Source organism: Cryobacterium sp. TMT1-19, from assembly GCF_004403055.1.
GTDB lineage: Bacteria > Actinomycetota > Actinomycetes > Actinomycetales > Microbacteriaceae > Cryobacterium > Cryobacterium sandaracinum.
This window is the reverse complement of sequence record NZ_SOHB01000028.1, coordinates 1-23,602: the sequence shown is the minus strand read 5'-3', so window position 1 is coordinate 23,602 and position 23,602 is coordinate 1. Positions and strand designations below refer to the sequence as shown.

The 23,602-nt window shown below is 62.1% G+C and carries 22 protein-coding genes; 7 read left to right on the top strand and 15 right to left on the bottom strand.

Translation table 11 applies throughout. The annotated features are described in order from the left end of the window. Nucleotides 1-366 precede the first annotated feature (366 nt). On the bottom strand, nt 367-648 hold the full coding sequence (locus E3T40_RS07120; protein WP_134543004.1) for a PHP domain-containing protein: 282 nt from the start codon (nt 646-648) through the stop codon (nt 367-369). Between the two features lie 334 nt (nt 649-982). Beyond that, on the bottom strand, nt 983-1,561 hold the full coding sequence (locus tag E3T40_RS07115) for a TetR/AcrR family transcriptional regulator (RefSeq protein WP_134543003.1): 579 nt from the start codon (nt 1,559-1,561) through the stop codon (nt 983-985). A gap of 725 nt (nt 1,562-2,286) precedes the next feature. Here E3T40_RS07115 and E3T40_RS07110 point away from each other — a divergent pair. Next, a complete protein-coding gene (locus tag E3T40_RS07110; protein ID WP_134543002.1) occupies nt 2,287-2,973 on the top strand; it encodes an ASCH domain-containing protein in 687 nt (228 codons plus the stop codon). 311 nt (nt 2,974-3,284) lie between these two features. Continuing rightward, nucleotides 3,285-5,774: an AAA family ATPase gene (locus E3T40_RS07105; RefSeq protein WP_134543001.1), complete on the top strand. Its 2,490-nt coding sequence runs from the start codon at nt 3,285-3,287 to the stop codon at nt 5,772-5,774. Here E3T40_RS07105 and E3T40_RS07100 read toward each other — a convergent pair. From E3T40_RS07100 to E3T40_RS07075, 6 genes are all read right to left on the bottom strand, one after another. Beyond that, nucleotides 5,752-6,354, bottom strand: a complete 603-nt coding sequence (locus tag E3T40_RS07100; RefSeq protein ID WP_134543000.1) for a class I SAM-dependent methyltransferase — start codon at nt 6,352-6,354, stop codon at nt 5,752-5,754. The genes E3T40_RS07105 and E3T40_RS07100 overlap by 23 nt on opposite strands. A gap of 85 nt (nt 6,355-6,439) precedes the next feature. Beyond that, entirely contained in the window at nt 6,440-6,961 is a 522-nt protein-coding gene (locus E3T40_RS07095) for a GNAT family N-acetyltransferase (RefSeq protein ID WP_134542999.1), read from the bottom strand. A 202-nt stretch (nt 6,962-7,163) separates the two neighbouring features. Beyond that, on the bottom strand, nt 7,164-7,934 hold the full coding sequence (locus tag E3T40_RS16990; protein WP_134542998.1) for a GNAT family N-acetyltransferase: 771 nt from the start codon (nt 7,932-7,934) through the stop codon (nt 7,164-7,166). A 120-nt stretch (nt 7,935-8,054) separates the two neighbouring features. Then, nucleotides 8,055-8,714, bottom strand: a complete 660-nt coding sequence (locus E3T40_RS07085; RefSeq protein ID WP_134542997.1) for a GNAT family N-acetyltransferase — start codon at nt 8,712-8,714, stop codon at nt 8,055-8,057. Between the two features lie 1,372 nt (nt 8,715-10,086). Then, nucleotides 10,087-10,578 (bottom strand): GNAT family N-acetyltransferase, encoded by a 492-nt coding sequence (locus tag E3T40_RS07080; protein WP_134542996.1) that lies wholly within the window; start codon nt 10,576-10,578, stop codon nt 10,087-10,089. A 74-nt stretch (nt 10,579-10,652) separates the two neighbouring features. Beyond that, nucleotides 10,653-11,180, bottom strand: coding sequence for a VOC family protein (locus tag E3T40_RS07075; RefSeq protein ID WP_198411953.1), 528 nt, complete (start codon nt 11,178-11,180; stop codon nt 10,653-10,655). 120 nt (nt 11,181-11,300) lie between these two features. Here E3T40_RS07075 and E3T40_RS07070 point away from each other — a divergent pair, with 120 nt between their 5' ends. Continuing rightward, a complete protein-coding gene (locus E3T40_RS07070) occupies nt 11,301-11,906 on the top strand; it encodes a GNAT family N-acetyltransferase (RefSeq protein WP_134542995.1) in 606 nt (201 codons plus the stop codon). A 176-nt stretch (nt 11,907-12,082) separates the two neighbouring features. On the opposite strand, the gene E3T40_RS07065 is transcribed toward E3T40_RS07070, so the two are convergent. The 4 genes from E3T40_RS07065 to E3T40_RS07050 all read right to left on the bottom strand — a co-directional run bounded on the left by E3T40_RS07065 (nt 12,083) and on the right by E3T40_RS07050 (nt 17,671). Beyond that, nucleotides 12,083-13,300: an MFS transporter gene (locus E3T40_RS07065; protein WP_134542994.1), complete on the bottom strand. Its 1,218-nt coding sequence runs from the start codon at nt 13,298-13,300 to the stop codon at nt 12,083-12,085. Further along, a complete protein-coding gene (locus tag E3T40_RS07060) occupies nt 13,297-13,842 on the bottom strand; it encodes a helix-turn-helix domain-containing protein (protein ID WP_134542993.1) in 546 nt (181 codons plus the stop codon). The genes E3T40_RS07065 and E3T40_RS07060 overlap by 4 nt, the downstream gene beginning before the upstream one ends. Nucleotides 13,843-14,339: 497 nt before the next feature. Beyond that, nucleotides 14,340-16,652 (bottom strand): catalase/peroxidase HPI, encoded by a 2,313-nt coding sequence (katG, locus tag E3T40_RS07055; protein WP_134542992.1) that lies wholly within the window; start codon nt 16,650-16,652, stop codon nt 14,340-14,342. A gap of 422 nt (nt 16,653-17,074) precedes the next feature. Then, nucleotides 17,075-17,671, bottom strand: coding sequence for a hypothetical protein (locus E3T40_RS07050; RefSeq protein WP_134542991.1), 597 nt, complete (start codon nt 17,669-17,671; stop codon nt 17,075-17,077). Nucleotides 17,672-17,853: 182 nt separating this feature from the next. On the opposite strand from E3T40_RS07050, the gene E3T40_RS07045 reads away from it, so the two are divergent. The 4 genes from E3T40_RS07045 (at nt 17,854) to E3T40_RS07030 (ending at nt 20,436) form a co-directional block, all read left to right on the top strand. Then, on the top strand, nt 17,854-18,282 hold the full coding sequence (locus E3T40_RS07045) for a GNAT family N-acetyltransferase (protein ID WP_134542990.1): 429 nt from the start codon (nt 17,854-17,856) through the stop codon (nt 18,280-18,282). 133 nt (nt 18,283-18,415) lie between these two features. Continuing rightward, complete coding sequence (locus E3T40_RS07040; protein ID WP_134542989.1) at nt 18,416-18,919, top strand: GNAT family N-acetyltransferase; 504 nt, start codon at nt 18,416-18,418, stop codon at nt 18,917-18,919. Nucleotides 18,920-19,323: 404 nt separating this feature from the next. Continuing rightward, on the top strand, nt 19,324-19,632 hold the full coding sequence (locus E3T40_RS07035) for a hypothetical protein (protein ID WP_134542988.1): 309 nt from the start codon (nt 19,324-19,326) through the stop codon (nt 19,630-19,632). Between the two features lie 336 nt (nt 19,633-19,968). Further along, nucleotides 19,969-20,436 carry a hypothetical protein gene (locus tag E3T40_RS07030; RefSeq protein WP_134542987.1) on the top strand — a complete coding sequence of 156 codons (468 nt, stop codon included), beginning with the start codon at nt 19,969-19,971 and terminating at the stop codon, nt 20,434-20,436. Between the two features lie 224 nt (nt 20,437-20,660). Here E3T40_RS07030 and E3T40_RS07025 read toward each other — a convergent pair whose 3' ends face one another. The 3 genes from E3T40_RS07025 to E3T40_RS07015 all read right to left on the bottom strand — a co-directional run bounded on the left by E3T40_RS07025 (nt 20,661) and on the right by E3T40_RS07015 (nt 23,348). Beyond that, entirely contained in the window at nt 20,661-21,209 is a 549-nt protein-coding gene (locus E3T40_RS07025; RefSeq protein ID WP_166786599.1) for a suppressor of fused domain protein, read from the bottom strand. Nucleotides 21,210-21,588: 379 nt separating this feature from the next. After that, on the bottom strand, nt 21,589-22,806 hold the full coding sequence (locus tag E3T40_RS07020; RefSeq protein WP_134542985.1) for an MFS transporter: 1,218 nt from the start codon (nt 22,804-22,806) through the stop codon (nt 21,589-21,591). Further along, the gene (locus E3T40_RS07015) at nt 22,803-23,348 is read right to left on the bottom strand and encodes a helix-turn-helix domain-containing protein (protein WP_134542984.1); all 546 of its coding nucleotides are present in this window, start codon (nt 23,346-23,348) and stop codon (nt 22,803-22,805) included. The genes E3T40_RS07020 and E3T40_RS07015 overlap by 4 nt, the downstream gene beginning before the upstream one ends. Nucleotides 23,349-23,602 lie beyond the last annotated feature (254 nt).

The following is a 23,602-nucleotide window of genomic DNA, read 5'->3' as shown; positions in this document are numbered from 1 at the left end:
CCTTACGTGCAGCTCTCCGATCGACGCGGGCAGCGCCGACCTTACGTGCAGCTCTCCGATCGACGCGGGCAGCGTCTCCCCGGCCTCGCTGGATGTACCCGACCCCAGCCCGCGACGTGTCGCCGCAAGCAAGGGCGCTATCCAGTCCCGAACGAGCTGGGCACGATCTGCACGAGGCCGCACGCCGGGCATGTTGGCTCGTCCGACGGGATACCGTCGTCTTCCATTGGGTCGAGCGTGCCTTCATCGTCCAACGACCCACGGTGGTTTTCTACAGGGGCGAACAGGCTTCACTTTTCGGAGGGAGCCCACAGGAGCCATGGGTGCCCTTGGCCTGCTCGGGCCACTCGTTCCACGCCGCCTCTCCTAACTCGTGGGGTACGTCGGGTCTGCGAGCAGGGTCACCCGGCCGAGCGGCCGGTGCTCATCATCGTGGACGGCCAAGTCCGCGCCGAGTCCCGCCCGGATCCCGGCTGCCGCGCATGCCCGTACGTGCTTCACCGCCCCGTACAGCCCGTCCCGGTCGGTGAGGGCGAGGAAGTCAGCGCCGGCGGCGGCCGCCTGGTCGACGAGGGCCTCGGGCATGGTCACGCCGTAGTGCGGCGAGTACGCGGAGGCAACGTGGAGGTGCGGGAAGCTCTGTCGCATCCGTACCTCCAACCCCTACTGTCGAACGTTTATTCGATATGGGGAGTGTAGGTCCGGGCTCTGACACTGGCAAGGTCTACCTACGACAGGCGGAGGCCGCTAACGGATTAAATGAGTGGAGTTGGCCTATCCACCGGGGTCAGGGCGGATGGTCGTTCACGCGTGGCCGGGTCGACGGGGGGCGCTTCGCGGCGAGTGGTCATTGGCTCGTGGTAAATGAGGGCCCCCGGAATGAGTGCAGGTATCTAACATCTTCACCAGTCACGGAGGCCCTCATGTGGCACGTCAACGTGATTGTGTCCTTTCGTGGGGAATTGCTCGGCACCTGACGCGGTCAGAGAAACCGGTTGGGATGCGTTACGCCGAGCGTTTTGAGGGCGCGTGTGAGCATTTCTTCGATTCGTTCGGGGAGGTCGGCGCGTTCCGTGAGCCGATTGGATATTTCCTGCACGCCGAAGAAGTACGCGACCAGGAGCCACGCCTCCCGATCGTGGTCCAGGCCGGCAGGCATCTCTCCGGCGTCCTCGGCCTCGCGGAGTAGCAGCCCGATTCGCGCTACCCAGCCGACATACGGTGTTGGCAGGGTGGCTGGGATCAGTTGATACTCCCGCATCAGTCGCACTGCGGCCCGCACGCGGACGTCGTTTTGGAAGGCGTCGGCCACGCCCCGGATCGAGGCGACGATCGCTTCCATGCCGTGAAGCGGCGGGGCGTCGTCGAGCACGTTGGCGAATGGTGCGCGGGAGAACGCGGAGCGTATAAGTTCCAGGGCGATATCCGACTTGGCGCTGAAGTGGTACTGAACCTGGCCCTTTCCGGTCGCTGCGGTCTCGGCGATGAGGCCAATCGAAGCACCCGCGTAGCCACGCTCGGCGAATTCAACCGCAGCGGCGGCCAGAATGCGTTCGCGCATCTCCGCCGACCGAGAATCGTGGCGTGCCAATCGTGCCTCCCGAGATTAACCAAAGTCCGAACCTGACCCGCTGTGGTGTTGACTCCGTGAACGAGGCCACATCCGGACGGACATCCGCGAGCAGTGCTGTTCAAGCGTAACCATCACCCCCCGAAAGCCCGTGCCCCAGAGTACTGTACGATCGTACAAGTCCCGGCGAGATTAACGTCTCGATGCAATGTGGGGATACCGGGGGGTCCGGGACGATGGCTTCCCCAGTCAGATTGATCTCTGACTGGGGCCGCCAATCCGACTGCGTCACGGGTGAAAGCGAAGAAGACGTTGGGTGTCTGCATCGCTGCAGTTGCGCCGCCGCTTCGAGCCGAACGGCTGCGCGCCTGCGCGACTGGGAGTTACCGAGTCGTAGCCGCGAAAAAGCCCCGGCGTCGCTGCACCTGGGGGAGGTGAGGAATCTGCCGGGGCCAATCCTTGTGGAGTGGGGGGACTCCGTTAATAAGGGTACGAAGGATCGTCTAAATACCGGCTGGGTGGACCCGCGTGTCGATGAATATCTATGAGACCGACTAGCCACCAAAAGAGACCACCTGGAGGTGTCGCCCGAACGTGGTTGCTGTAGACGGGACCAGAAGGGGTATCCGGACTCTCTGCGGGACGTCGGCCGCCTCGATCGAGAGGGGAACGCCTTACGGCTCAGGGTCGCGAGCCTCGGGACCTAAAATCGCCTCATGGCTAACCACGGCGAATTCCAGATTGCTGAGTTCGGTTTTCCAGGCCCGCTTCGGGATCGGCTGGTCGGCGCCATCCTGGCCGGCACGAAGACCTCCACCAGCTCGACACTCGTGGAGTACTCGATAGAGGACGAACCGCTGCCGATCATCGGGAACATGCAAACGGTCGTGGATTCAAACGTGGCCGCGGTGGCGACTATCCAGACGGTTTCGGTCGAGATTGTCCGACTTGCTGACGTCGGCCTCGAGCATGCGCGCGAAGAGGGCGAAGGATTCGACTCCGTAGCCGCCTGGCGGCGCGGTCACGAAGCCTTCTGGCACAGCGCGGAGATGCGTGACTTCCTCAACAACCCAGACTTCACAGTCGATGACGAAACGCTCGTCGTGCTGGAGCGGTTCCAATTGATTGAGGTGCTCAGCCAGGCAGACCGATGGCCCTCATGCCGGCAGCCGAACCCTGTGCGGGCTCGTTTCGCAGAGCCTTCAGCGATCTGCGGACCGGTGCAGGCGGCGCGGCGTCACAGCTCTCTTTCGTGCGGGCGCGGCACGGCACCACTCTGGTCACCCAGGTATCCCCGGACGATCGCGATAACGTCCGCTACCGACAACGCTGGTAACGACGAAACTGCCGCGATTCCGGCATTCGACTGGGGCGACGATCGCGGCCATGGAACCCACCGCTGACCGGGACGTGACCTTTGCATGCGCTTCCCCCGAAGGGGGTGCACGACAAGATGCATCTCCAGCCGTGAATCCCGACAGACTGAAGGTGATTGATCTTCCAGGGGGCGAACGATGGCTGTGCCGAATCAAGTTGGGTCCATGCGTCAACCGACGATGACTGTGGCTGACTCAATAATCCAACAGTTCATCGATGAACTTGGGCGGCAGGAGGGAATGGGGGTAGTCGCCCATAAGTTGGGGCTGATATTCCTCGATGACCGCTTCCCTGCAGAAGCAAGCGTCCGCACTGTGCTCTCCGCCGGAGTCAACCAATGATCAAGGTCCAACGACTTCACGTCCGGAACTTCCGAGGGATCCGAACGTTTGATTTCGATCTTGCAGGTCGCAATTTCGCCGTGGCTGGTCGGAACGGAACAGGCAAGAGCGGGGTCATTGACGCAATCGAATTCGCTCTAACCGGCACCGTTTCACGTCTTTCCGGCCACGGAACGCGCAGCGTTTCAGTAAAAGCTCATGCGCCCCACGTCGACTTCGCGAACGAACCTCAAAGTTCCTTCGTAACGATGGTTTTCACCATTCCGGGATTGGAAGGCGACATCTCCGTGACTAGAAGCGTCAAGGATGCAACGAAGCCGGTGCTCACCCCGAACAGCGCGGAAGCCAAAGCTGCTCTCGAATGGGCCGGAATTCATCCCGAGTTCGCCCTCACACGTCGCGAGATCGTAAGTTTCATTTTGGCTGAAGGGAAGGGCCGAGCAGACGTTGTTCAAGCCCTTCTGAGGCTCGAGAAGATCACGAAGACGCGCACTCTTCTTCAAAAGATCGCGAATGCCGACGCCAAAGATGCTAAAGCGCAAGAGACTCAACTGAGCGTTGAACGCGTGGCTCTTCAATCGGTGGCCGGCTCTCCGATGGCTTCGGAGGATGAGCTTCGCGTCGAGGTGGACATCCTTCGCACGGAACTGGATCTACCTCCACTTTCGGGTCAGATGACTCGCTTGAACATCGTCCAAGGCGTCGAGAAACGCGACAGCCAAACCGGTCCATCCGCCTATCGTGCACAGTGGCTGAAGGACCTCGACGGCTTGAGCAGTCAGCTGATGTCGGCCGGGCCCGGAACACTGGTCACTGACATTGACACGGTCATCGCAACCGCAAGCACAATGAGTTCCGACACGAAGTTGATTCTCAATATTCAGGCTGATTCTTTTTTGCGCGACGCGCTCGACATGTTTGACGGCGAGCATTGCCCCGCTTGCGGCACGGAGTGGGATGCTTCCGATTTTCGGGAGAATGTTCTCTCGAAAAGGGGTGAAAGCGAGACAGCGGCGGCAAGCGTGAGAGCACTCGGCACGCGCGCCGTGTCGCTACTGCCCCCCTTGCGCCAGATTTACGCGGTATTGGCTGTCGTTGATCGATTCAAGGCAATGCTTCCAGGTGCTGCGGATCTGTCTCGCTTCGCCGCCCTTGAGCCGGACGTCAAGAACCTCGGCGTAGCACTGGCGGGGGTGAGGGGCCCTGAGGAACTGGGGCGTTTGGCGGTAAGCGCGCCATTGAGTCTGAACCTCATCTCGGACTTTGAGATCGAAGTTCGCAAACTTGTGGAAGCGCTCCCGGTGCAATCGGATCAAGACGCACTGCGTGTGCGGCTTCACCTGATAGCGGATCGGAAGGAGTCCTACGACAAGGCATTCGGTAGGTTCAAGACTGCGCAAAGTCTCTCGACCCAGTCGGGAAATGTCTTCAAGCTCTTCGACGACTCAGCTCGCGATGGTCTCTCAGCGATCTACAAGAAAGTACAACAGCTATTCGCTCGGCTCTATGCAATCGTCAATCACGACGACGAGGGGGATTTCTCAGCGGCGTTGACCCCGAATGGCCCCGCCCTCGACATGCAAGTCGCCTTCTACGACAAAGGAATGCACCCACCGGGCGCGTACCACAGCGAAGGCCATCAAGATGCCATGGGATTATGTCTCTACCTGGCATTGATGAAGCACACTCTGGGCGCGAGCTTCACATTTGCTGCTCTCGATGACGTTCTAATGTCAATCGATTCCGGCCACCGTGGAAGCGTTGGGAAGATGCTCCTTGAGGAGTTCCCGGAGACGCAATTCATAATTACCACTCATGATGAACAATGGATGCGGCAAATGAAGTCACAGGGATTGGTGACGAAGAAGAACCTCATCCACTTTCGAGATTGGAATGTGGACAACGGCCCAGTAAATTGGGCTAGTTACGATCCTTGGACAGAGGTTGAAGCGTATGTGGCGACAGGGGATGTTCGAGGGGCAGCTGCGTCATTGCGGTCATACCTAGAGTATGTTTCCAGAGAATTGTGCGAGAACCTCGACGCCAGCGTGAGGTATCGATCGGACGGACACAACACCCTCGGCGAGTTGCTCCCCAAAACAGTCTCGGCACTCCGAGAGACACTGCGAAAGGGAAAAGCCTCGGCGAACTCGTGGAACAAGAGCGACGAGATTGCGAAACTCGACGCATGGGACACGAGCATTCTTGACGCTTACCAACGCTCGCAAGTTGAGGAGTGGCCGATCAACGCAGCGCTTCACTTTAACGCCTGGGCCAGCTTTGAGCGCGTTGACTTCGTAACTGTCGTCGAAGCCATGCGGAGCTTGGTCGAGCAATTTCGCTGCGTCGACTGTCTTGGGTTTGTTTCGTTGACGGGCAACGAGAGCGGGCGGACTGGACTCACGTGCCCCTGCTCCACGAAGCACATCAACCTGACCACGAAGCCAACCCTCACCGGGCAAGCTAATTGCGGCGGCGGGCGATAATCGCCGCATGCGGCCGCTGGCGGGGATCGGCTCTTGTGTGCGTTTCTACTATGTCGAAGCCAGCAGCAGCGAGCTCATCATGCATCACCCAAACCGGCCAGTAGTAGGCCGTGACGATTGCATGATCGAACGCTTCGATCTGTTCACCTTCGAAGAATCCGAGAAGCAGTGTTCCGTCAGGCCGGATGCAGCGGGCGAACTCGTTGAGGACCGCCGACACATCATGGGGCGGGGTGTGGATGATCGAGTACCAAGAGAGCACCGCGGCGAGTGTGCCGTCGTCGGCTGGTAGAGCTTCGAGCGTTGCCACTCGAAATGAAACCTCAGGGAATCGGGCAGAGGCGCTTTCGATGAACTCATTCACCATGTCAATACCTTCGACGGCCACACCGTGATCGTGCAGAAGCTTTGTCCAATGGCCGGGGCCGCATCCGGCGTCGATCATTGGGCCGCCGATATGGCGAGCCCAGACAGAGATCAGTTTCCGATCTTCTGGCGGCATCGCAGTGAGCGTTCCGAGTGCTTCCGTGTACTCGCCAGCTCTTGCCCCGTATGCGCGTCGCACTGAATCAGTCAACATGCAACCAACCTATCTGTGGGGTCTGTCTGAGACCGATGGGCCCTCGATCTCGGTGCGAAACGAATCGTCTCTCCCCGGGAAACGGTTATCGGGGTAACTCATCAGTCAGGTCGAAGTTCATTTGAACACGCCGGCCGTATCCGAGTCCTCGCTGTTGCTCTGTCACTAGCAGATCTCGAAGAAAACCAGAATCGGGATCACGCTCGATGAAGCCACAGCTCAAGTAGAAGGGAGCGTTCCACGGAACGTCCGCGAACGTTCGCAGGGTGACCCGTTTGCATCCGCGCAGTCTTGATTCGCTCTTGACTGCTTCGACGAGCGCACGCCCATGCCCGCGGTGCGCCGCTGACGGCCTGACCGATAGCTGCTCCAGATGACCGCTGCCACGGACTTCGAGGACGTGGGCAAACCCGATCGCATCCGATCCTGGCCTGTCGCTGGCTACGAGGATGAAGCCATTCTGCTGTGATGGCTTCGAATAAGACGGAGCAGGCCGCCAGCCTTCTATCGAGAACACGGTCGCGAACAGCGTGTCAGCTTCATTCTCGATCGCTTCAAGAAGTTCCAGATCGTCGGCCCTCGCTTGTCGAACAAATGTCTTCAACATGACTCCGAGAGTAGCTTGACGAAGGGTGGCGCGAAGTCGACGTTTAGGGGCGCACATCCGGCGCAAATTCGCCGAAGTTCCGAAGTCTCGGGGGAGTGACGTTTGGGAACCTTGAGTGACGCGCTCGGAGCGTGAATTGCGGAGGCAGAAGCTTGCCCACCTGGGGTGTTACGGATGGATAGCTGTCGGAACGGGCGAGCGGCTAGAGTCCGATCACGGAGTAGCGGCGTTCGATTCCCGCGGTGGCGTGACCCCACTCACTGCTGGCGACACGTTCCTGGTGGGCTTCAAAGGCGGATGCGTGCTCGAAGTGCTCTTCGACCTGCCACATCAGGGGATTGCTCGTCCGGGTGACATTAAACGAACGGCATCCCGGTTCGGCCCGGGTGAGGGCAAGGTGCAGTTGTAGGTGTTCCCGGACAGTTCCCGCTTGGTCCTGGGTGAGACAAATAAGCTGTCCGCTCAGGGACACCTCGCCGCTGACTAGCTTCTTTTTCATCTTGAAATTGGTCAGCTGCACGCCGGCCGTCACTGGGTGTTGTTCTGCCTCGACGGTGAATCCCGAGCGCTCAAAGAAGGGGCGGGCTGTAATGCTGACGTCAGCTGTCAGTTCAGTCAGCTGCTCCTGGCGCGCGCGGGCCTCCACGTGGCCGATCAGTTGACGTGCCACCCCGCGTCGCAGGTAGCGAGGGGCGACGAACATCATGTCGATGTATCCCTCAGAGTCCACGTCAGAGAAGCCTGCCGGCGCACCATCCATGGTTGCCACGTAACCGTTCCGCGCCTGCATCGCCGCATGCCAAGCGGATAGCTCGCGCACTTCTGGCCGAGCCCACGCCTGAATCTGCTCCGGCGAATAGTCGGCGGCAGCGGTCTCGGTCACTGCGGCAAGGAAGATCGCCAACGTGTCTGCGGCATCCGCGTGGCCATACGGTCGAATGGCAACGACCGGCCTATCGGCGCTTGTGTTCAATTCCACAGAATCAGCATCCCACGGCGACTGTTCATGACCGTGCGGCACTCACTGTGTCCGGTCGTCGAAGGTCTTTTGGAACGACGGTAGCACCTCGCCGTCACTGTCGTGACGGAGTATCTAGGTTCGTTGGCCCGGTTTCAAACCGAAGAACGGCAGGCAGGGCGAGAGGCCAGCCATCGTCACCTTGAGACGCGGCCTCCCGTCCCACGCCTCACGTGTCAGACGCAGTCGGTCCGAGGTGACTACTCGGCCATCGAGTGCATCCCTGGAGATGCCATCGTGTGTGTAGCCAAGCTTTCGCGAGACACCTTGTGACGCTGGATTGTCCTGGAAAACCTCGGACAAGGCAGCGTCGGCTTCGAGTCCGACGAAGGCGAGGTGCAAGAGAGCGGTCCGAGCTTCGGTCCCCAGGCCTTTCCCGTGAAATTCGAGGCCGAGCCAGGATTCTGTCTTGACTTCGCGAAGGATTGGGAACTCACGCCCTCTGAGAGCAACCATGCCGATGGGTCGCTGTTTGAGGAAAACAGCGAGTTCCAGCGTCCACGCGTCTGTGCTCCAATCGCCTCGGCGGCTCCAGTGCTGCTTCATGACGTGCACTGTGCGTTCGGGCGGCGAAAGGTCTGTCCACGGTGTTAGGTAGGGTCGCTCATCGCGCTGATGCACGCCCGCGGCGGCGACCAACGCGACTTCGGTCAACTCCTCATCGGTGGGTAGGCGAAGCTCGAGTTGATCCGTGTTCAGGCGCAAGCCGACGAAGGGCCAGTGATCAATGAGCATGACAACAGTCTGGCTGCTGCGCTTACAGTCGCCGGCGCGGCTCGCTGGGCCCGACGCACGGTGCCAGCGGGGAAGGCTGGCGGACGAACGCCGCAGTTCGTAGCCAGGCAGCGAGTTGCCACCGCAGGGCGGTAGCTCACGCACTAGCCGGCTGGAACGATGACCTCGATCCTGTTGCCGAATGGGCCAGTTCTTGGGCGCCGGCTTGTCCTCCCGTTTCCTCCGTCTCGCGCATCGTGGCAGGACCGCGGGTGCTTATGGCCGTCCGTGACCGCGCGCGGAGTGTAGCGATCAAGCCTCCGTGCTCAACTTCATCTAGGCTCCTTCAAGGACGGCGGCAGGCAGGGGACCTGGCGACGAGCTGTGCCTCACACGTGAATGCCTCCAGACGGCCAACTTGATCGAAACAGGAAAAGGAACAGGGGACTCCATCGCCATGTTGAGCAGAACGAGCGCTGCACTTTCTCTGATCCTGATAGCAACGACTCTGACTGCTTGCCCTGATACTTCCGAAAAAGCCGGGCCAGCGATGGGAGACGAGAGCCGCCCGGCGGCCATCGCCACAGCCGTAGCAGCGACGAGTCTGACTGCCGGTACGGGTGGAGTTGCTCCCGTCGCTACCCGCACCCTGGATGCGTGCTCAGTCGAACCCCTCGGCTCGATAAGCAACCCGGACGCCCCCCGGCGCTACTCCTGCTCTGTCTCCCGGGACGCCCTTCTTACTTTCCCACCGGCAGTGCGGGCCTCAGAAGCCGCGTCGCTCATCGACGAAAGCTTCGCAGTACGATCGTGCACGTCGCTGTGGCCACTGGTGACGCCGGCAGCGCAATCCGCCTTAGAAGCACTCGACGCGGGGAGCACGGCGCCGCCCGTTCAGGGCGGTTACGACTGCAACGGGCAGCACGTGACGGCGACGTTCGGACGGGCCGACAGCGCAACTATCAGAAAACAGGCGCAAACCCCTTCCAGCCCCCTTCCGGGCACAGTCGTCTCTGAAGAGCCCCCAATAGGACTGCCCCCCTTGGACAAAGTCCTCGAATCGGGGGAGATATTCGTAGCCTTCATCGAAACCAGAGTGAGATACGTCGACATCACTGTATGCGGCCACCTACGCCTCTGCTAGAAGTGCAGGTACGTAGAGTCGCAGCCGCCACTCGTCATCCAGGGAGGGCGCTATTGGTTAGTGTCCCAGCGTGCCAAACTCATGCAGATATCAGCACGGACAGCGATTCTGGGAGCGCCCATACGAGTGATGTTGAGCGACAGGGGTTGAGCACGCATCGTCGGGTGGGCCGCGCAAAGCTCCACAGGGGAACCCTGACCGGGCACTATAAACCGACCAAGCCCTTCGCCGGCCTTCAAGAATCGAAATTCACGCCAAGTCTTTCCGGAACCAGTGGTTAGCGTATGGGTCGGTATTGTGCGCTTCCCCTTCGATGTAGCCAAGGGACGCGTACAGGCTTCGCGCTTCGACGAGGTCCGTTCGTGTGTCCAACCGCAACGCATGGAGTCCGAATTCGAGGGATTTGCGTTCCAGTTCCTTCATGAGAAGGCGTCCCACGCCCCTACCCCGTGCCGCAGGTTCCACGAAGACTCTGGTCACCTCGCCGATGTCGCCGGGCCGTACCCGCATTCCTGCACAGCCGAGAACGGTGGCTCCTTGGCGGGCCAGCAGAAGGATGCCCAGTGGTGCGACCAGGTCATCACTGGGGTATCCGGCCTGGGCGTCCAGGGTCTCCTGTCGAGCGGCGGGTCGCCCGTGGTAGCGACTCACAAGCTCCTCATAGTACCGACGTGACACGTCCTGGGCTTCAGCAGACGTCGGTGATGTCGCGGAGACAAGGATCGGCATCGTTGGAGTCATGCGATCCACAGTAGTTCTCGAGACACCCGACCAAGCGTGAGCTTGCTCCTACAGAGCGGCGTCCGGCTGCAGGGTTAAAGGGTGCCGGCCCCGGTCGGCCTGCGGCCCAGAGATGCTTGGAATCGGATCAAGTATCCATCCGGGTCCTGCACCAGGAACTGGGCTACGCCGGCCTCGGTCGTGCCGGTCCGGTACCACTTCGTCTCCGGCTCCATGAAGAGGGTCCAGCTCGCGGCGTCGAGAGCACTCAGCAGCGGTTGTATCGACGCCACAGTGATCTGGAAGTTGATCCCGCGGCCGAGAGGCGGCTCAAGCGGGGCAGGTATCCAGTTCCGTCCCGATCCTCTTTGTTCGAGCATGATGTGCGCCGTGCCGCTGGTGATGTAGGCAAACCCCTCGTCGGGGCGGTCGTAGAGCACCTCGAATCCGCAAAGGCGGCACCAGAAATCCAGGCTCGCCTCGAGAGAGGTAACCAGAAGCTCCGGGACCAGGCCGGGACCCGGCGTGCTGTCCGCGTCTGGCACGACTTCGGTTTGAAGCGAGACCTCTACCTCAGCGGACGTGGTCGATGCCGCAGGGACCAGGATCGGCGTTGGCATCATTCCGTCCACCTTACGCTCCGACCCACTGAGCGGATGTGTCGCGGCTTGATCCTCAGAACCGCCCGTGATCAGCGCCTCATTCAAGCTCAAAAAGTTTCCGAGGTGCCATAGTGTCAAAACATGGATCTCTCGGTATCGTGCACGCTCACAGGTTCGCTCGTGACCCTTGAACCGCTCTCGCTGGATCATGTGGGTGATTTGTGTGTGGCCGCGGACGAGGGTGAACTTTGGCGCGCTTGGTACACCGCGGTACCGCACCCCGAGTCGATGGCGGGAGAGGTTGCCCGCCGGCTCCGTCCTCACGCACAAGGACTTGTCCCGCCCTGGGCCACCCGGCTTACATCAACAGGACGGATAGTCGGCATGACGACCTTCATGAATCCGAACGTCGATGCCCCGCGAGTGGAGATTGGATCGACCTGGCTGGCCAGAAGCGCTCAGGGCACCGGGGCGAATCGCGAGGCCAAGCTTTTGCAGCTGGGCTACGCCTTCGACGACTTGCACTGCATCGCGGTGGAATTTCGCACTCACTGGCACAACCGCCAATCGAGAAAGGCGATAGCAGCATTGGGCGCGAAACAGGACGGAGTGCTACGCAGCCACTCCGTCGGACCAGACGGCGCGCTTCGGGACACCGTCGTATTCTCAATTATTCAGAGTGAGTGGCCGGCCGTTCGGGTTGGTCTCCGACACTCCCTGGCAACGGGCGGATTCTCCGCAGAATAGTTGCGCGATGGCAGAGACAGCCTCACGGGCTCAGATTCGTCTCCATCCCCGGACGTTCCCCGGCACTCATTCTGCGAGAAGGGGGGGAGCGGCTGCTGATGGCGTCCAGGGTTCGCAAGGGAACGGCTTACGGACGGTCGTTGTCGCGGGCGCCCAATCGGGGCTTCTCGTTCGTCCTACGCGGACCGCAGCTGATCTTCGACGGGCACGGCCGTAGTACTTCTGAGCAGAGGCACGGATGCGGCTAACACGAGGGTGAGCGCCATGCCAGCGCCGACGAGAAAACCAAGTCGAGGGTCGCCGGCGTCCACGGTGAACCCCACGATTACCGCGGCGACTGCTGCGCCCGCGTTGACTGCCGTGTTGATCCAACTGGATGCCTCGGTTCGTACTTCGACGGCGGTGATGTCGTCGGCGAGTAAGTAGCCGGTGACAAGCGAAGGGGCCAGGAAGAAGCCCACCGCGACGAGCCCGAACCCGAGAACCACGACAGACCCAAGAGTGGCTAGAAGTGCGCACAGCACGGTCATGAGAGTGCTCGAGATGAGTAGTCGCTGCACGAGCGAACTCCTCCACGTCCGCTGGCCGTAGAGCAGGCCTCCGACTGCGCTTCCGGCCGCGAAAGCTGCGAGAAGTATCCCGGCCAGGCCCACCGATCCCTGACTGTCGGCGACTGCGGGTGCGACCACCTCCACGGTTCCGAGCACGACTCCCACGCCGAGCAGCGCGATCAGGATTGCGACGAACCCGCTCTGGCGTAGCGGCCGTGAGCTGTTGCGCGGGGATGTGGTGACGGCGCCGTGCCCTCGCGAGAGCGGGCTGCTTGTCATGCCGAGCGTTCCGACAAGCGCCACCAGGGCGGTCGCGAGCAGTCCGACCGGCGGCGATGCCGCACCCACAACCGCAGCTGCGATCAACGGTCCCGTCGTGAAGAGTAATTCCTCACAGACTGCGTCGACGCTGTACGCCTTGGTTCGCAATGCTCCCGGCTCTGTGATCGAACCCCAGAGCACACGCATCGAGGCGCCGAGCGGTGGCGGAAACAACCCCACCACGGCCGCGAGGCCAACCAGCACCCCTGCTGGCGGCTCGGACTGGGCTGTCAGCGCAGCCATAGCGCCGAGGCCGGCGGCGAAAGCGATGGCGAGTGAGTTGAGGGCGAACCGCTGCCCGCGGCGGTCCACGAACCGTGCGCGGTAGGGGGATGCGATCACGTTCGCGAGTCCGAACGCCCCGGTTGCCGCGCCAGCGACCGCGAACGAGTCGGTGCTTTGCTGCACAGCGAAGAGCAGCACCAGGGTTACCATGGCGAACGAGAGGCGTCCGACAAGGGCGGGAACAAAGACCCTGAGTGCGCCGGCTGTGCGTAGTACTTCTAGGTAGCCTCCACTCATGTGTGCGGGGCCGGGTCATGGTTCGAGACTTCGAACAAGGCAAGAGTCGCACTGATCCGGATGCCCTCTGGCGTGGCCGAGGGCATCGCCTCATCGTGGATTAGTTTTCCGACCTCGCGGGACATCTCGCGGATGCGTTTCCACGCCTCGGGGGAGACCGTGACCTCGGCCTCGGTGAACACGAAGTCGGATTCCGATACGTAGCGAGCGCTTCGGGCAATCAGTTCTGCCGCGAGAGAGCTCATCAGAGCCTGGTGCTCGTCGGCATGCCCCGAGCCGAGCACTTCGCCGCTGGCTGGGTCATGCCGGTAGCGTTTGGCGGTCCCGCCGCGGATGCTCATCTCCTCGACAAGCTGCACGAGTCCGGCCTGAGCTAGACGACGTAGGTGGTAGCTCACGTTCGCCTGGCTCTCACCCAGAATTCGCGCTGCCTCAGTAGCGCTGAGAGCCTCCGCAGTCAGAATCGAAAGCAAGCGCAGGCGCAGCGGGTGAGCCACGACCCGCAGGCCATCGAGATCGTAGGGTGTGGTGGCATCCGGCATGCTCACACGATATGCCGAACCGGACCCGACCCCCAAATTGTTCTTTTGCGGTTTCATATTCGGGAGATGGGCCTTGCTGAATCACGCCATCCGCTTGGGCTCGATTGTCCGCAAGCCGCACCTCTACCGGTCACGCGCATTCCTCAGCGGGACATGACCCCGGAAGGCTCAGGCCTTACGAGCCGCCACAGAGAACATCAGCGGTACCCTCTCGCGACCCGAGGCCAAAGCAAATCTGGCCGGCGTCTCTACGAGTGGGGGCAACGGCTTCCAGGGCATAGCGGCCCGTCCACCCTCGCAGGCCGTCGAGGTGCGAGTGTGGTCGACCACGTGCTGCCCGCGGAGGTTCCTTGGCCGTCCCCAGCCTGATCAATCCGTGCAACGTTCGGCTCGCGGCCTCAAGCGTCGTTCGGTCAAGGCCTCGACGGCTTGGAGGCTCAGCGCTCGATCGCGCCGTGCCCCCACGCCGTCAGCTCGCCAGGACGCGACCTCCGGGGTCAGGCGGCCATCGCCCCGTAACGCTTGTGGCCCTTGACGTCGTAGCGGTCGAGCATCATGACCTTCGACCAGACGCGGATGAATTCGCGGACGAACCGCTCTTGCCCGTCGCTGCCCGCGTAGGCGTCGGCGATCGACCGCAGTTGCGCGTTAGAGCCGAATACCAGGTCATTCCGGGAGGCCCTCCAGCGAGCCTCGCCGGTCGCCTGAACCCGACCAGTGAAGGTCATCGCGGTCTCGTCGTCCTTCGTCCAGATGAGGTCGGTGTCGGTCAGATTCACGAGGAAGTCGGTCGTCAGGGCTCCGACGTGATCCGTGAGCACACCCACGTCGGACCCGTCCCAGTTGCTGCCGAGCACGCGGAGCCCGGCGTGCAGGACGGTCCACTCCGGTGCGGTGAGAGTGAACAAGTTCGCCTTGTCGAGGAATGCCGCCTCGGGCGCGACGCCCGGAGCAAACTCTTCGAAGCGCTCGGACACGAAGTTGCGGAACCCGTCCGCAATGGGTCGCAGCCACTCGAACATCTCGATGTCGGTCAGCTCCTGCGTCGTGTCGACACGGCCTGGCGTAAACGGCACGCTGGCGTCAGATCCTGCCGCCCGTGCCGCCTGCTCCACGGCGGCGCTGCCGGCGAGGACGATGAGGTCGGCAAGAGATAACTTCCGTCCGCCCGACGTCGCCGTGAAAGCCGCCTGCACGTTCCGCAGCGCGTCGATGACTGGGACGGTGCGTCGGTTGACCGCCCAGTCTTTCTGCGGCGACAAGGCCAGGCGGGCACCGTTCGCCCCTCCGCGCTTGTCGCTGTCGCGGTAGGTCGAGGCGGCGGAGAACGCCGTGTAGACGAGGTCGGACACGGTCAGCCCGGTCGCGAGGACGGCTTCCTTGAGCGCTGCCACGTCGGCCTCGTCGAGTGAGGATCCTGCTGCGTCCGGGAGCGGGTCCTGCCAGAGCAGGTCGTCGGCGATGGTGACCTCCGGGCCGAGGTACCGGTGCTTCGGCCCCATGTCGCGGTGCGTGAGCTTGTACCAGGCCTTCGAGAACGCGAGGGTGAACAGATCGAAGTCGGCCAGGAAACGCTCGCATATGGCCCGATACTCCGGGTCGACCTTGAGTGCGATGTCCGAGGTCATCATCATGAGCGGGTTCATCTGACCGGGTACGTGGGCGTCCGGAGTCTTCGGCGCCTCCGGGTCAGTCGGTGTCCACTGCAGCGCGCCGGCCGGGCTTTTCGTCTGCTCGTAGTCGTACGCGAACAGGTTCTCGAGGTAGGTGTTGTCCCACTGTGTCGGGTTCGGAGTCCAGCTGCCCTCGATGCCGTTGGTCGAAGTGTGCTCGGCACTGCCGGTACCCACCGGGTTGTGCCAACCGAGCCCCATCGACTCGATCGGGGCTTTCTCGGGTGATGGTCCGATGTCGGATGCGGGTACCTGGCCGTGGCTCTTACCGAACGCGTGGCCACCGGCGATCAATGCCACCGTTTCCTCGTCGTTCATCGCCATCCGCGTGAACGTGATGCGAATGTCGCGTGCTGAGCCCAGCGGGTCGCCGTTCGAATAAGGCCCCTCAGGGTTGACGTAGATGAGCGCCTGGTGCGACGCGGCCAGGGGGCTCTGCAGGTCGTAGTCCGCGTCGCCGTTCTGACCATGCCAGCGTTCGTCGCGGCTCACCATCTCGTCGGGGCTCGCGACCGCGTGCGGGTTCCAGACCTCCGGGCCCCACCAGGTGCCGTCGTCCGGTTCCCACGCATCGAGTCGTCCACCACCGAAGCCGTACGTCGGCAGGCCCATCAACTCGAGGGAGCAGTTGCCGGTCAAGACCATCAGGTCGGCCCACGACAGAGCGTTGCCGTACTGGTGCTTGATCGGCTGTAGGAGTCGTCGTGATTTGTCGGTGTTGCCGTTGTCCCACCAGCTTCCGATTGGTGCGAACCGCTGCATCGCGGTGCCCGCTCCGCCACGGCCGTCGGCAATTCGGTACGTGCCGGCGGCATGCCACGCCATTCGGATCATCTGTGGACCGTAGTTGCCGTAGTCCGCCGGCCACCAGTCGACCGATGTGGTGAGCAGTCGCTTGATGTCCGACTTGAGCGTCGTGAGGTCGATCGTGGCGAAAGCCGCCGCGTAGTCGAAGTCCGCGCCGAGCGGGTCGGCGTCTACGCCGTTCCGGTGGAGAAGCTCAACCCGGAGACGCTGCGGGTACCAACTGTCCAGGGTCGGCGACTGACCGAAGGTGCCGCCGAGGTGGTCGCCACCTGCTGGCAGCGCACCGCTCATGTGGAAACTGCATGTGTTGGTCTGGTCGTCAGTGCCCATTGATGCTCCCTGTGTGCTTCAGCTGGATGAGAAACGGTGTCGTCGAGGTCACAATTTAACGATCAACCGCCGCATCGCAGCAGCGTCAATCTGTGGTGCAGCGATGCTTCGACGCTGCTGTGAGGCGGTGCGTCGCGGGCTGCCGACGTGACGGGAAGCCCGATAGAAAGATCGTATTCCCGCAAGGTGCGCGTGGCATGCCAAGAAAGTGACTGACTTCTAGACGGCGGTGGTGCGGTGGCCGAGCGCACGATGGCCAAACCAAATAAAGCCCTGCGCCGATTGCTGCGGTGCGGGCGATGCGAAGCCCGGTAAAACCGACGCCGGAGGATGGGGGCTGTCGAGAGCTTGATTTCCGCGAATCGTGTTCCGCTCGCGGTGACCTGGGAGCACCCCCGCCAGAGGCTCCTAGTGGGGAACCTTCACCGGAACTGTTTGAGGGCGTCGCTGTAGCGTCGGGGGTCACCGCGGGTTTCATCTGTCACGAGCAGTGCGTGGCGTCCAATTACTCGCGTGTATGAGCCCTGGCACGGGATGCTGACGATCTTGCTCAGCCCGGCGCGCCATGCGGGGATGAGGGCAGTGAGCGACACGCGCTCCGGTTCTTCGTCCAGGGGGATGTGGAAATGACCGAACTGAGTCTCGGCCTTGTTCTGATTCCAAACTTCGTATTGGTCCGTGAAGGCCTCATCACCGAACTCGTCGCGCCATGATGGCCCTATGAGCGACTTCAGGAGTTCGGCGCGCTCAATCGACCCGTCGCCGGTTCCCCGGAGCTGGTCGAAGATGTTTTCATCGTGAAGTATTCCGGCATGGTGCACGCACGCGTCCCAGATGGAGGACCATGCGTTCTGCCAGGTCTGGGTTCTGTCTGACAATTCCGTTCGAGCATGCGTCCTGACGGATTCGTCCGAGAGCAGAGGGGGGAGATCGTTCGCGGCTGGCTGCAGATTCCAGGCCTCCCGGATCCAGAGCAGGTCGATAAGAGCGTGCGGATTGTCCTCGACGGTGATCAACATGTCGTGCGGCCAGGGGTTCCCTAGGATCGGAACAGATGAACGCATCGCACCCTCCATCGAGCATCAGCTGCCGACAGTCTCCCACCGCGCAATGCTCGATGGAGGGAACGACGTGCGGGCAGACTCCTTGCAACACGGCGATTGGTCGGGCGCAGTCCGCCCAAGACCGATTGGATGGATAAATGGATTCGAACTATCGGTTCTCAGCCGACGTTGCCGATATAGACCGTGACCAAGTGCACCGCTGGATCAGCGAACAGTCTTATTGGGCGCCCGGGAGATCACGTGCCCGGCAGGATGCAGCCATAGACGGCTCACGGAACTTCGGCGTCTATGACACCGAATCGAACAAGCAAGTCGCGTACGCGCGGGTCGTCACGGATGGAGTGACTTTTGCATGGCTTTGCGATGTGTTCGTTGACCCCCAGGTTCGAGGCCGCGGCATTGGCTCTGTCCTCATCGCGGGAGTTTTGGAAGAGTTCGAGCCGCTTGGTCTGCGGCGCATCGCTCTCTCGACCAACGATGCGCACGGCTTGTATTCCAAATCAGGGTTCACCGCTTTGGGTATCCCCGAGACGTGGAGGGAACGAATTGGCAACCCAAGCGCTTAGCACCAGCAGTCTTCGGGTCAAGAACACACCTATTCCCGCCCTTCAGGTTGGGTGTCACGAGGGAACCCTGGACGCGGCAGGTTCGTCCCGCAGCCTGTCCGTATGGAAGCGCAGCGTTTGGAATACTCGAAGCATGGTCGACGTCACCCTCACTCTGTCCTCTGGTTCGGCAATTCTCCGGCGCGCCAGGCGAGAAGACTTGCCGGCAGTCCTTGGACTGCTCGCGCATGACTCGATCAGCGCTTCCCGGGGCGACACTGGTCGATCGGAGGACCTTCCCGCCTACGAGCGTGCGTTCGCCGCCATCGATGCAGATCCGGCGCAGCAACTGCTCGTCGCGACTTCGATTCAGGGTGAGGTGATTGCCACTATGCAACTCACCGTTATTCCGGGACTCGCTCGAGTCGGGTCCTCGCGTTTGCAGATCGAGGCCGTCCGGGTTCGTTCTGATCAGAGGAGCCGCGGAATTGGTGGAGCAATGATTCGTTGGGCTGTGGACAATGCACCGATATTCGGTGCCCAGCTCGTTCAGCTCGCCTCTGACGCCGCACGCGTGGATGCGCACCGATTCTATGAACGGCTTGGCTTTGCGGCATCGCATGTCGGGTTCAAGTACGCCGTGCCGGAGATGCGCTGACACACGGGCTCAGCCCGAGTGACCAACCCGGCGTCGTCCACTACGTTCGGCGCCGAGTCAGGCGGTTGAATTATCTAAGTTCGAGGGGGACTCTGTGCCAGAACATGAACCGTGGTTTTGACCGAAGAGGATAGGTCTCGGCCGGGGGCCGCGCACCTCGGTTCGCGCTGGGGAACCTGCCGGCGAATTTCCTCGATTCGCCACTACTCTTATCAGCGTGAAGTGATGGACCCAAAAGTGGACGCTCGTTCTCGATTCAGCGTCATCGCCGGAATCCTCGTTGGTGTCGCGTTTGTATCTGCTCTAGTCGCCTGCTGGGGATTGCTTTCGCCTGCTTCGCGGGCGGCAAGTGCTGGGTGCAGAGTGAGGATGTTCCGACTTCAGAGTTAGTCGTTCTGGGAGTCATGGGGCTCTTGCTCTGGATTGTTGCCCGGATCGTCGCTCGTGGCCGGGCGGCTGCCCGTGGAGTATCGATCGCCACCTTCTTCACCGTGCCGGTACTCGTGGTCTGTCTGCTGCCATTCGTCGTCTTGGGCGCGTATCCGCTCAGCGCTGACCTTGGAAGCGATTGTGACACGGGCCAACCCTCTGGAATCATCATTTCGTCTGCTGCGTTGCTGCCTCTGATTGGTATTTTGATCATCGCGATCGTGTTCCGCCCAGCCACAAAACCGACGTCGCGTGTCGACGCGGACCCAGGACAGGATCAATAGTGCCGATCTAAGCCGGAGGCATGTTTCTACGATGCCGCATCAAAGGCGGACTGCTGGTGAGGTGCCATTGAGACCATCGTGCGAATCGCTTCGCCGGCGCACTTGAAGGGCATTGCAACATGGAACGTGTTCCAAACACGCGTAGGCTCGCTCGCTGTCCCGCAAGGCGGAGGGTCAGCGGGCGGTGCTGCCCTGCCCCTACCTGAGCGGTGAGCCGTGCACGTCCGCGTCGGCTGTGCCTCCCGCCCGAGAGCTTGGGCCCGCGAAGCAGTGACAACGGCGTATCCTGCGCGCTACGCTGCAGGCACGGCGGGGCCGAGTGCATTGGGGGATGGTGTGAAGGTTCTGGGTGCCGTCGCGGCCGGGCTGATGGCCTTGGGTGTCGCCGCGCTTCTCGTCGTGTTCGCCCTGGAAAACCGGGTCATCGAAGCCCTCGAGGCGCAGGCCACGCAGCTGGCTGTCCCCGCCGACTGGGAGCAGGTGAACGACGCGGTTCGCCGCGAACAGTTCCTGTGTATGAGCACGAACCCGTGCCCGAGCATCTCCCGGCGGTGGATGACGGACACCCCCGTTAGCGTCCACGACTTGGAGCGCATGGCGACGGGCGCGGGCCTCAGATTCTCGGTGGAGGGCACCTGCCAGCGGCCGCCGACGGCGTTCTCCGAAACGGGGGTTTGCACCTTGTACGGTGTCCGCAGTGAGAACCACTACCAGGTCTGGGTGAGCGACCGTCCGCAGGAGCCCCAGCAGGTGTCACTGGAAGTGCGTCCGAACCGCCCCTACCTCACTCAACCTCAGGGGTGAGGGCGTCCACCTTGTCCCGGAGGGTGGCGACTTCGGTGCGGAGCTGGTGCAGCTCGTAGGCCCTGTCGTCGAACCCTCTACCGGAACGCCGGTGAGGTCGCTTCTACGACGCCACCGACGGAACCTCCTAGAAGCTGTCAGACGCAGCGCCTGGCACGGGCCGCCGCCACCTTGATGAACCTTCGGCAAATCGTGCTGTGCAAGCGCAGCACTGGCCTCTGGACTCAGATCACCGAGGGTCGCATCAGGTTAAAGACATCTGGCTGGGCCTTGAGGAGCCGGGCGTTCAAGGCCTGGACCCCATTCAGCTCGGCAAACAGAAATTCTTGATCGGAAACGGGGACCATCATGAGCCACGTGATGACCAGGTCGTCCGACTCCAGGTCCTCAATGTCGTTCCAGAGAAAAGGCGATACAAACAGTGCGTGTGGCACTGAAACGGCTTGATCAAATCCCGACATCACGTCAGGGAAGATCGTGTCTGGCCAAATTGAATGCTTGCCGGAGGCGATATTAAGTGCGCTTCCGATCAAACCGCTTTGGATCACTTTCCAATTGCTTCCAGCCGCAGCCAGGAGTTCTACCCCGAGGTTTTTCCCGCCACCGGTTGAGAGGTTCGTGTACTGACTCGTTCCGATAGTGGCGTAGGAGGTCACGCCGACCTGGGGGATGTTATCGCATTCGATCAGGTTGAGCGATGGCAGGCCTTCCTCCCCTCCCGGAGAGTGCAGGATCTTGGGCTCGACAGAAGGCGCAACGCCGAAAGCGGTCATGGTGTGACGCGTGATTTGTCTGGCTGTGAACATGGCTCTCAGAACTCCGCGAGGTTCGTGCGCGGCGCGGCGAGGCGAGGCGCGGTTCGTCTTCTTGGTGTCCGCCGCGACACCGTGCGGTTGAGGTCCAAGAAGATTCCCGGACGGAGCCCACTTAGGCACCTCGACCGGCTGCGGCCAAACGTGGTTGCACCATATCCTCGATTGGCGTCATCGTTTGTGACCACTTCGAGCCAGTTGGCTCACGCCGAACAGAATTTCGCATCGACGAGACCACTCGGAGTTCGAGCAAACGGTGTGTGAGGCCGGATGCTCAGCGAGGATCTAAGGGAACGTCCTACGGGCACTCGCCATCGCGGTGCTGGGGTTCTCGTTTCATCTACGCCGATTGCAATTGATCCGCGACGGCCGCGGCTTTGGAGTTTCTGAGCAGCGGCACGGAGGCGGCCATCACGAGGATGAGGGCCATTCCGCCGCCGATGATGAATCCAAGACGGGGCTCTACGGCGTCCATGGCTAACCCCACCATGACGGCGGCAACGGCGGCACCAGCGTTGACTGCCGTGTTGATCCAGCTAGATGCCTCGGTGCGCACCTCTGCAGCGGTGAGGCCGTCCGCGAGTAAGTAGCCGGTCACGAGCGACGGGGCCAGGAAGAAGCCCACCGCAGCGAGTCCGAAGCCGAGGACCACGACAAACTCAATTGTCGTGAGGAGTGCGCACAGCGCGGTCATGACTGTGACCGAGATGAGTAGTCGTTTTACGAGCGAGCTCCTCCAGATTCGCTGGCCGTAGAGCAGGCCTCCGACTGCGCTTCCGGCGGCGAAAGAGGCGAGAAGGATGCCGGCCACGCCGACCGATCCCTGTCTGTCGGCGATTGCGGGTGCGACCACCTCCACGGTCCCGAGTACGACTCCCACGCCGAGTAGCGCGATCAACACTACGACGAACCCGCTCTGTCGTAACGGCCGTGAACTCTTCCGGGGGGAAGCGGTGACGGCAACGTGCTGTCGCGACAGCGAGCTGCTCGTCATGCCGAGGGTTCCGGCCAGCGCCACCGTGGCTGTAGCGAGAAGTCCGACCGTCGGCGATGCCGCACTGAGAATGGCCGCCGCGATCAATGGCCCAGTCGTGAACAGTAATTCCTCACAGACAGCATCGATGCTGTACGCCTTCGTCCGCGGCGCTCCCGGCGCTGTTAGCGAACCCCAGAGCACACGCATCGCGGCACCGAGCGGTGGAGGGAACAATCCGACAATGGCCGCGAGCCCAACGAGCGCCCCTGACGAAGGGTCGGGCTGGGCTGTCAGCGCAGCAATGCCGCCGAGACCGGCAGCGAAGGCCATGGCTAGCGAGTTGAGTGCGAACCGCTGTCCGCGTCGGTCGACGAATCGTGCGCGGTACGGGGAAGCGATCACGTTCGCGAGCCCGAAAGCGCCCGTAGCCGCGCCGGCGGCCGCGAAAGAATCCGTGCTTCGCTGCACCGCGAAGAGCAGCACTAAGGTCACCATGGCGAACGAGAGTCGCCCGACGAGCGCGGGGACAAAGACCCTCAGTGCGCCGGTCGTGCGCAGTACCTCGAGGTAGCCGCTACTCATGTTCGCGGGGCCGCGTCGTGGTTCACGACCTCGAACAATGCGAGGGTGGCACTCATGCGGATGCCTTCTGGTGTGGCGGAGGGTATCGCTTCATCGTGGATAAGTTTCCCGATCTCGCGTGACATGTCGCGGATACGTTCCCATGCCTCGCGGGAGACGGTGACCTCCGCCTCGGTGAACACGAATTCGGATCCCGACAGGTAACGCGCGCTGCGGGCGATCAGCTCTGCGGCGAGGGAACTCATCAGAGCCTGGTGCTCGTCGACGCGGCCCGAACAGAGCGCTTCGCCGCTCGCGGGGTCATGTCGGTAGCGTTTGGCGGTCCCGCCACGAATATTCGTCTCCTCGACAAGCTGCACAAGTCCCGCCTGAGCCAAACGACGCAGGTGGTAGCTCACGTTCGCTTGACTTTCATCCAAGACACGCGCCGCCTCCGTAGCGCTGAGAGCCTCTGCAGTCAGAAGAGAAAGCAAACGCATGCGCAACGGGTGAGCTACCGCCCGGAGGCCATCGAGATCGTAGGGATTGGTGGCATCCGGCATGCCCAAACGATATGCCAAACAACACCACACCCCCAAATCGTTCTTTTGCGGTCATCTGTCCGGGGCACATGCCCAGGCAACTCACGGCACCGTCCGAGCTGGAGTGCCCTGAAACCTGACGATGATCGGGCTCACGTTTGAATGAAACGGCCTGTCTGGCGAGTAGCCCGAGTTGGTAGCGCTAGTCCAGGCACCTGGTAGCGCAGTACTGACGAGGTGGTAGCGGCCCGGGCTTTGTGCCCGGGCCGCCTCCG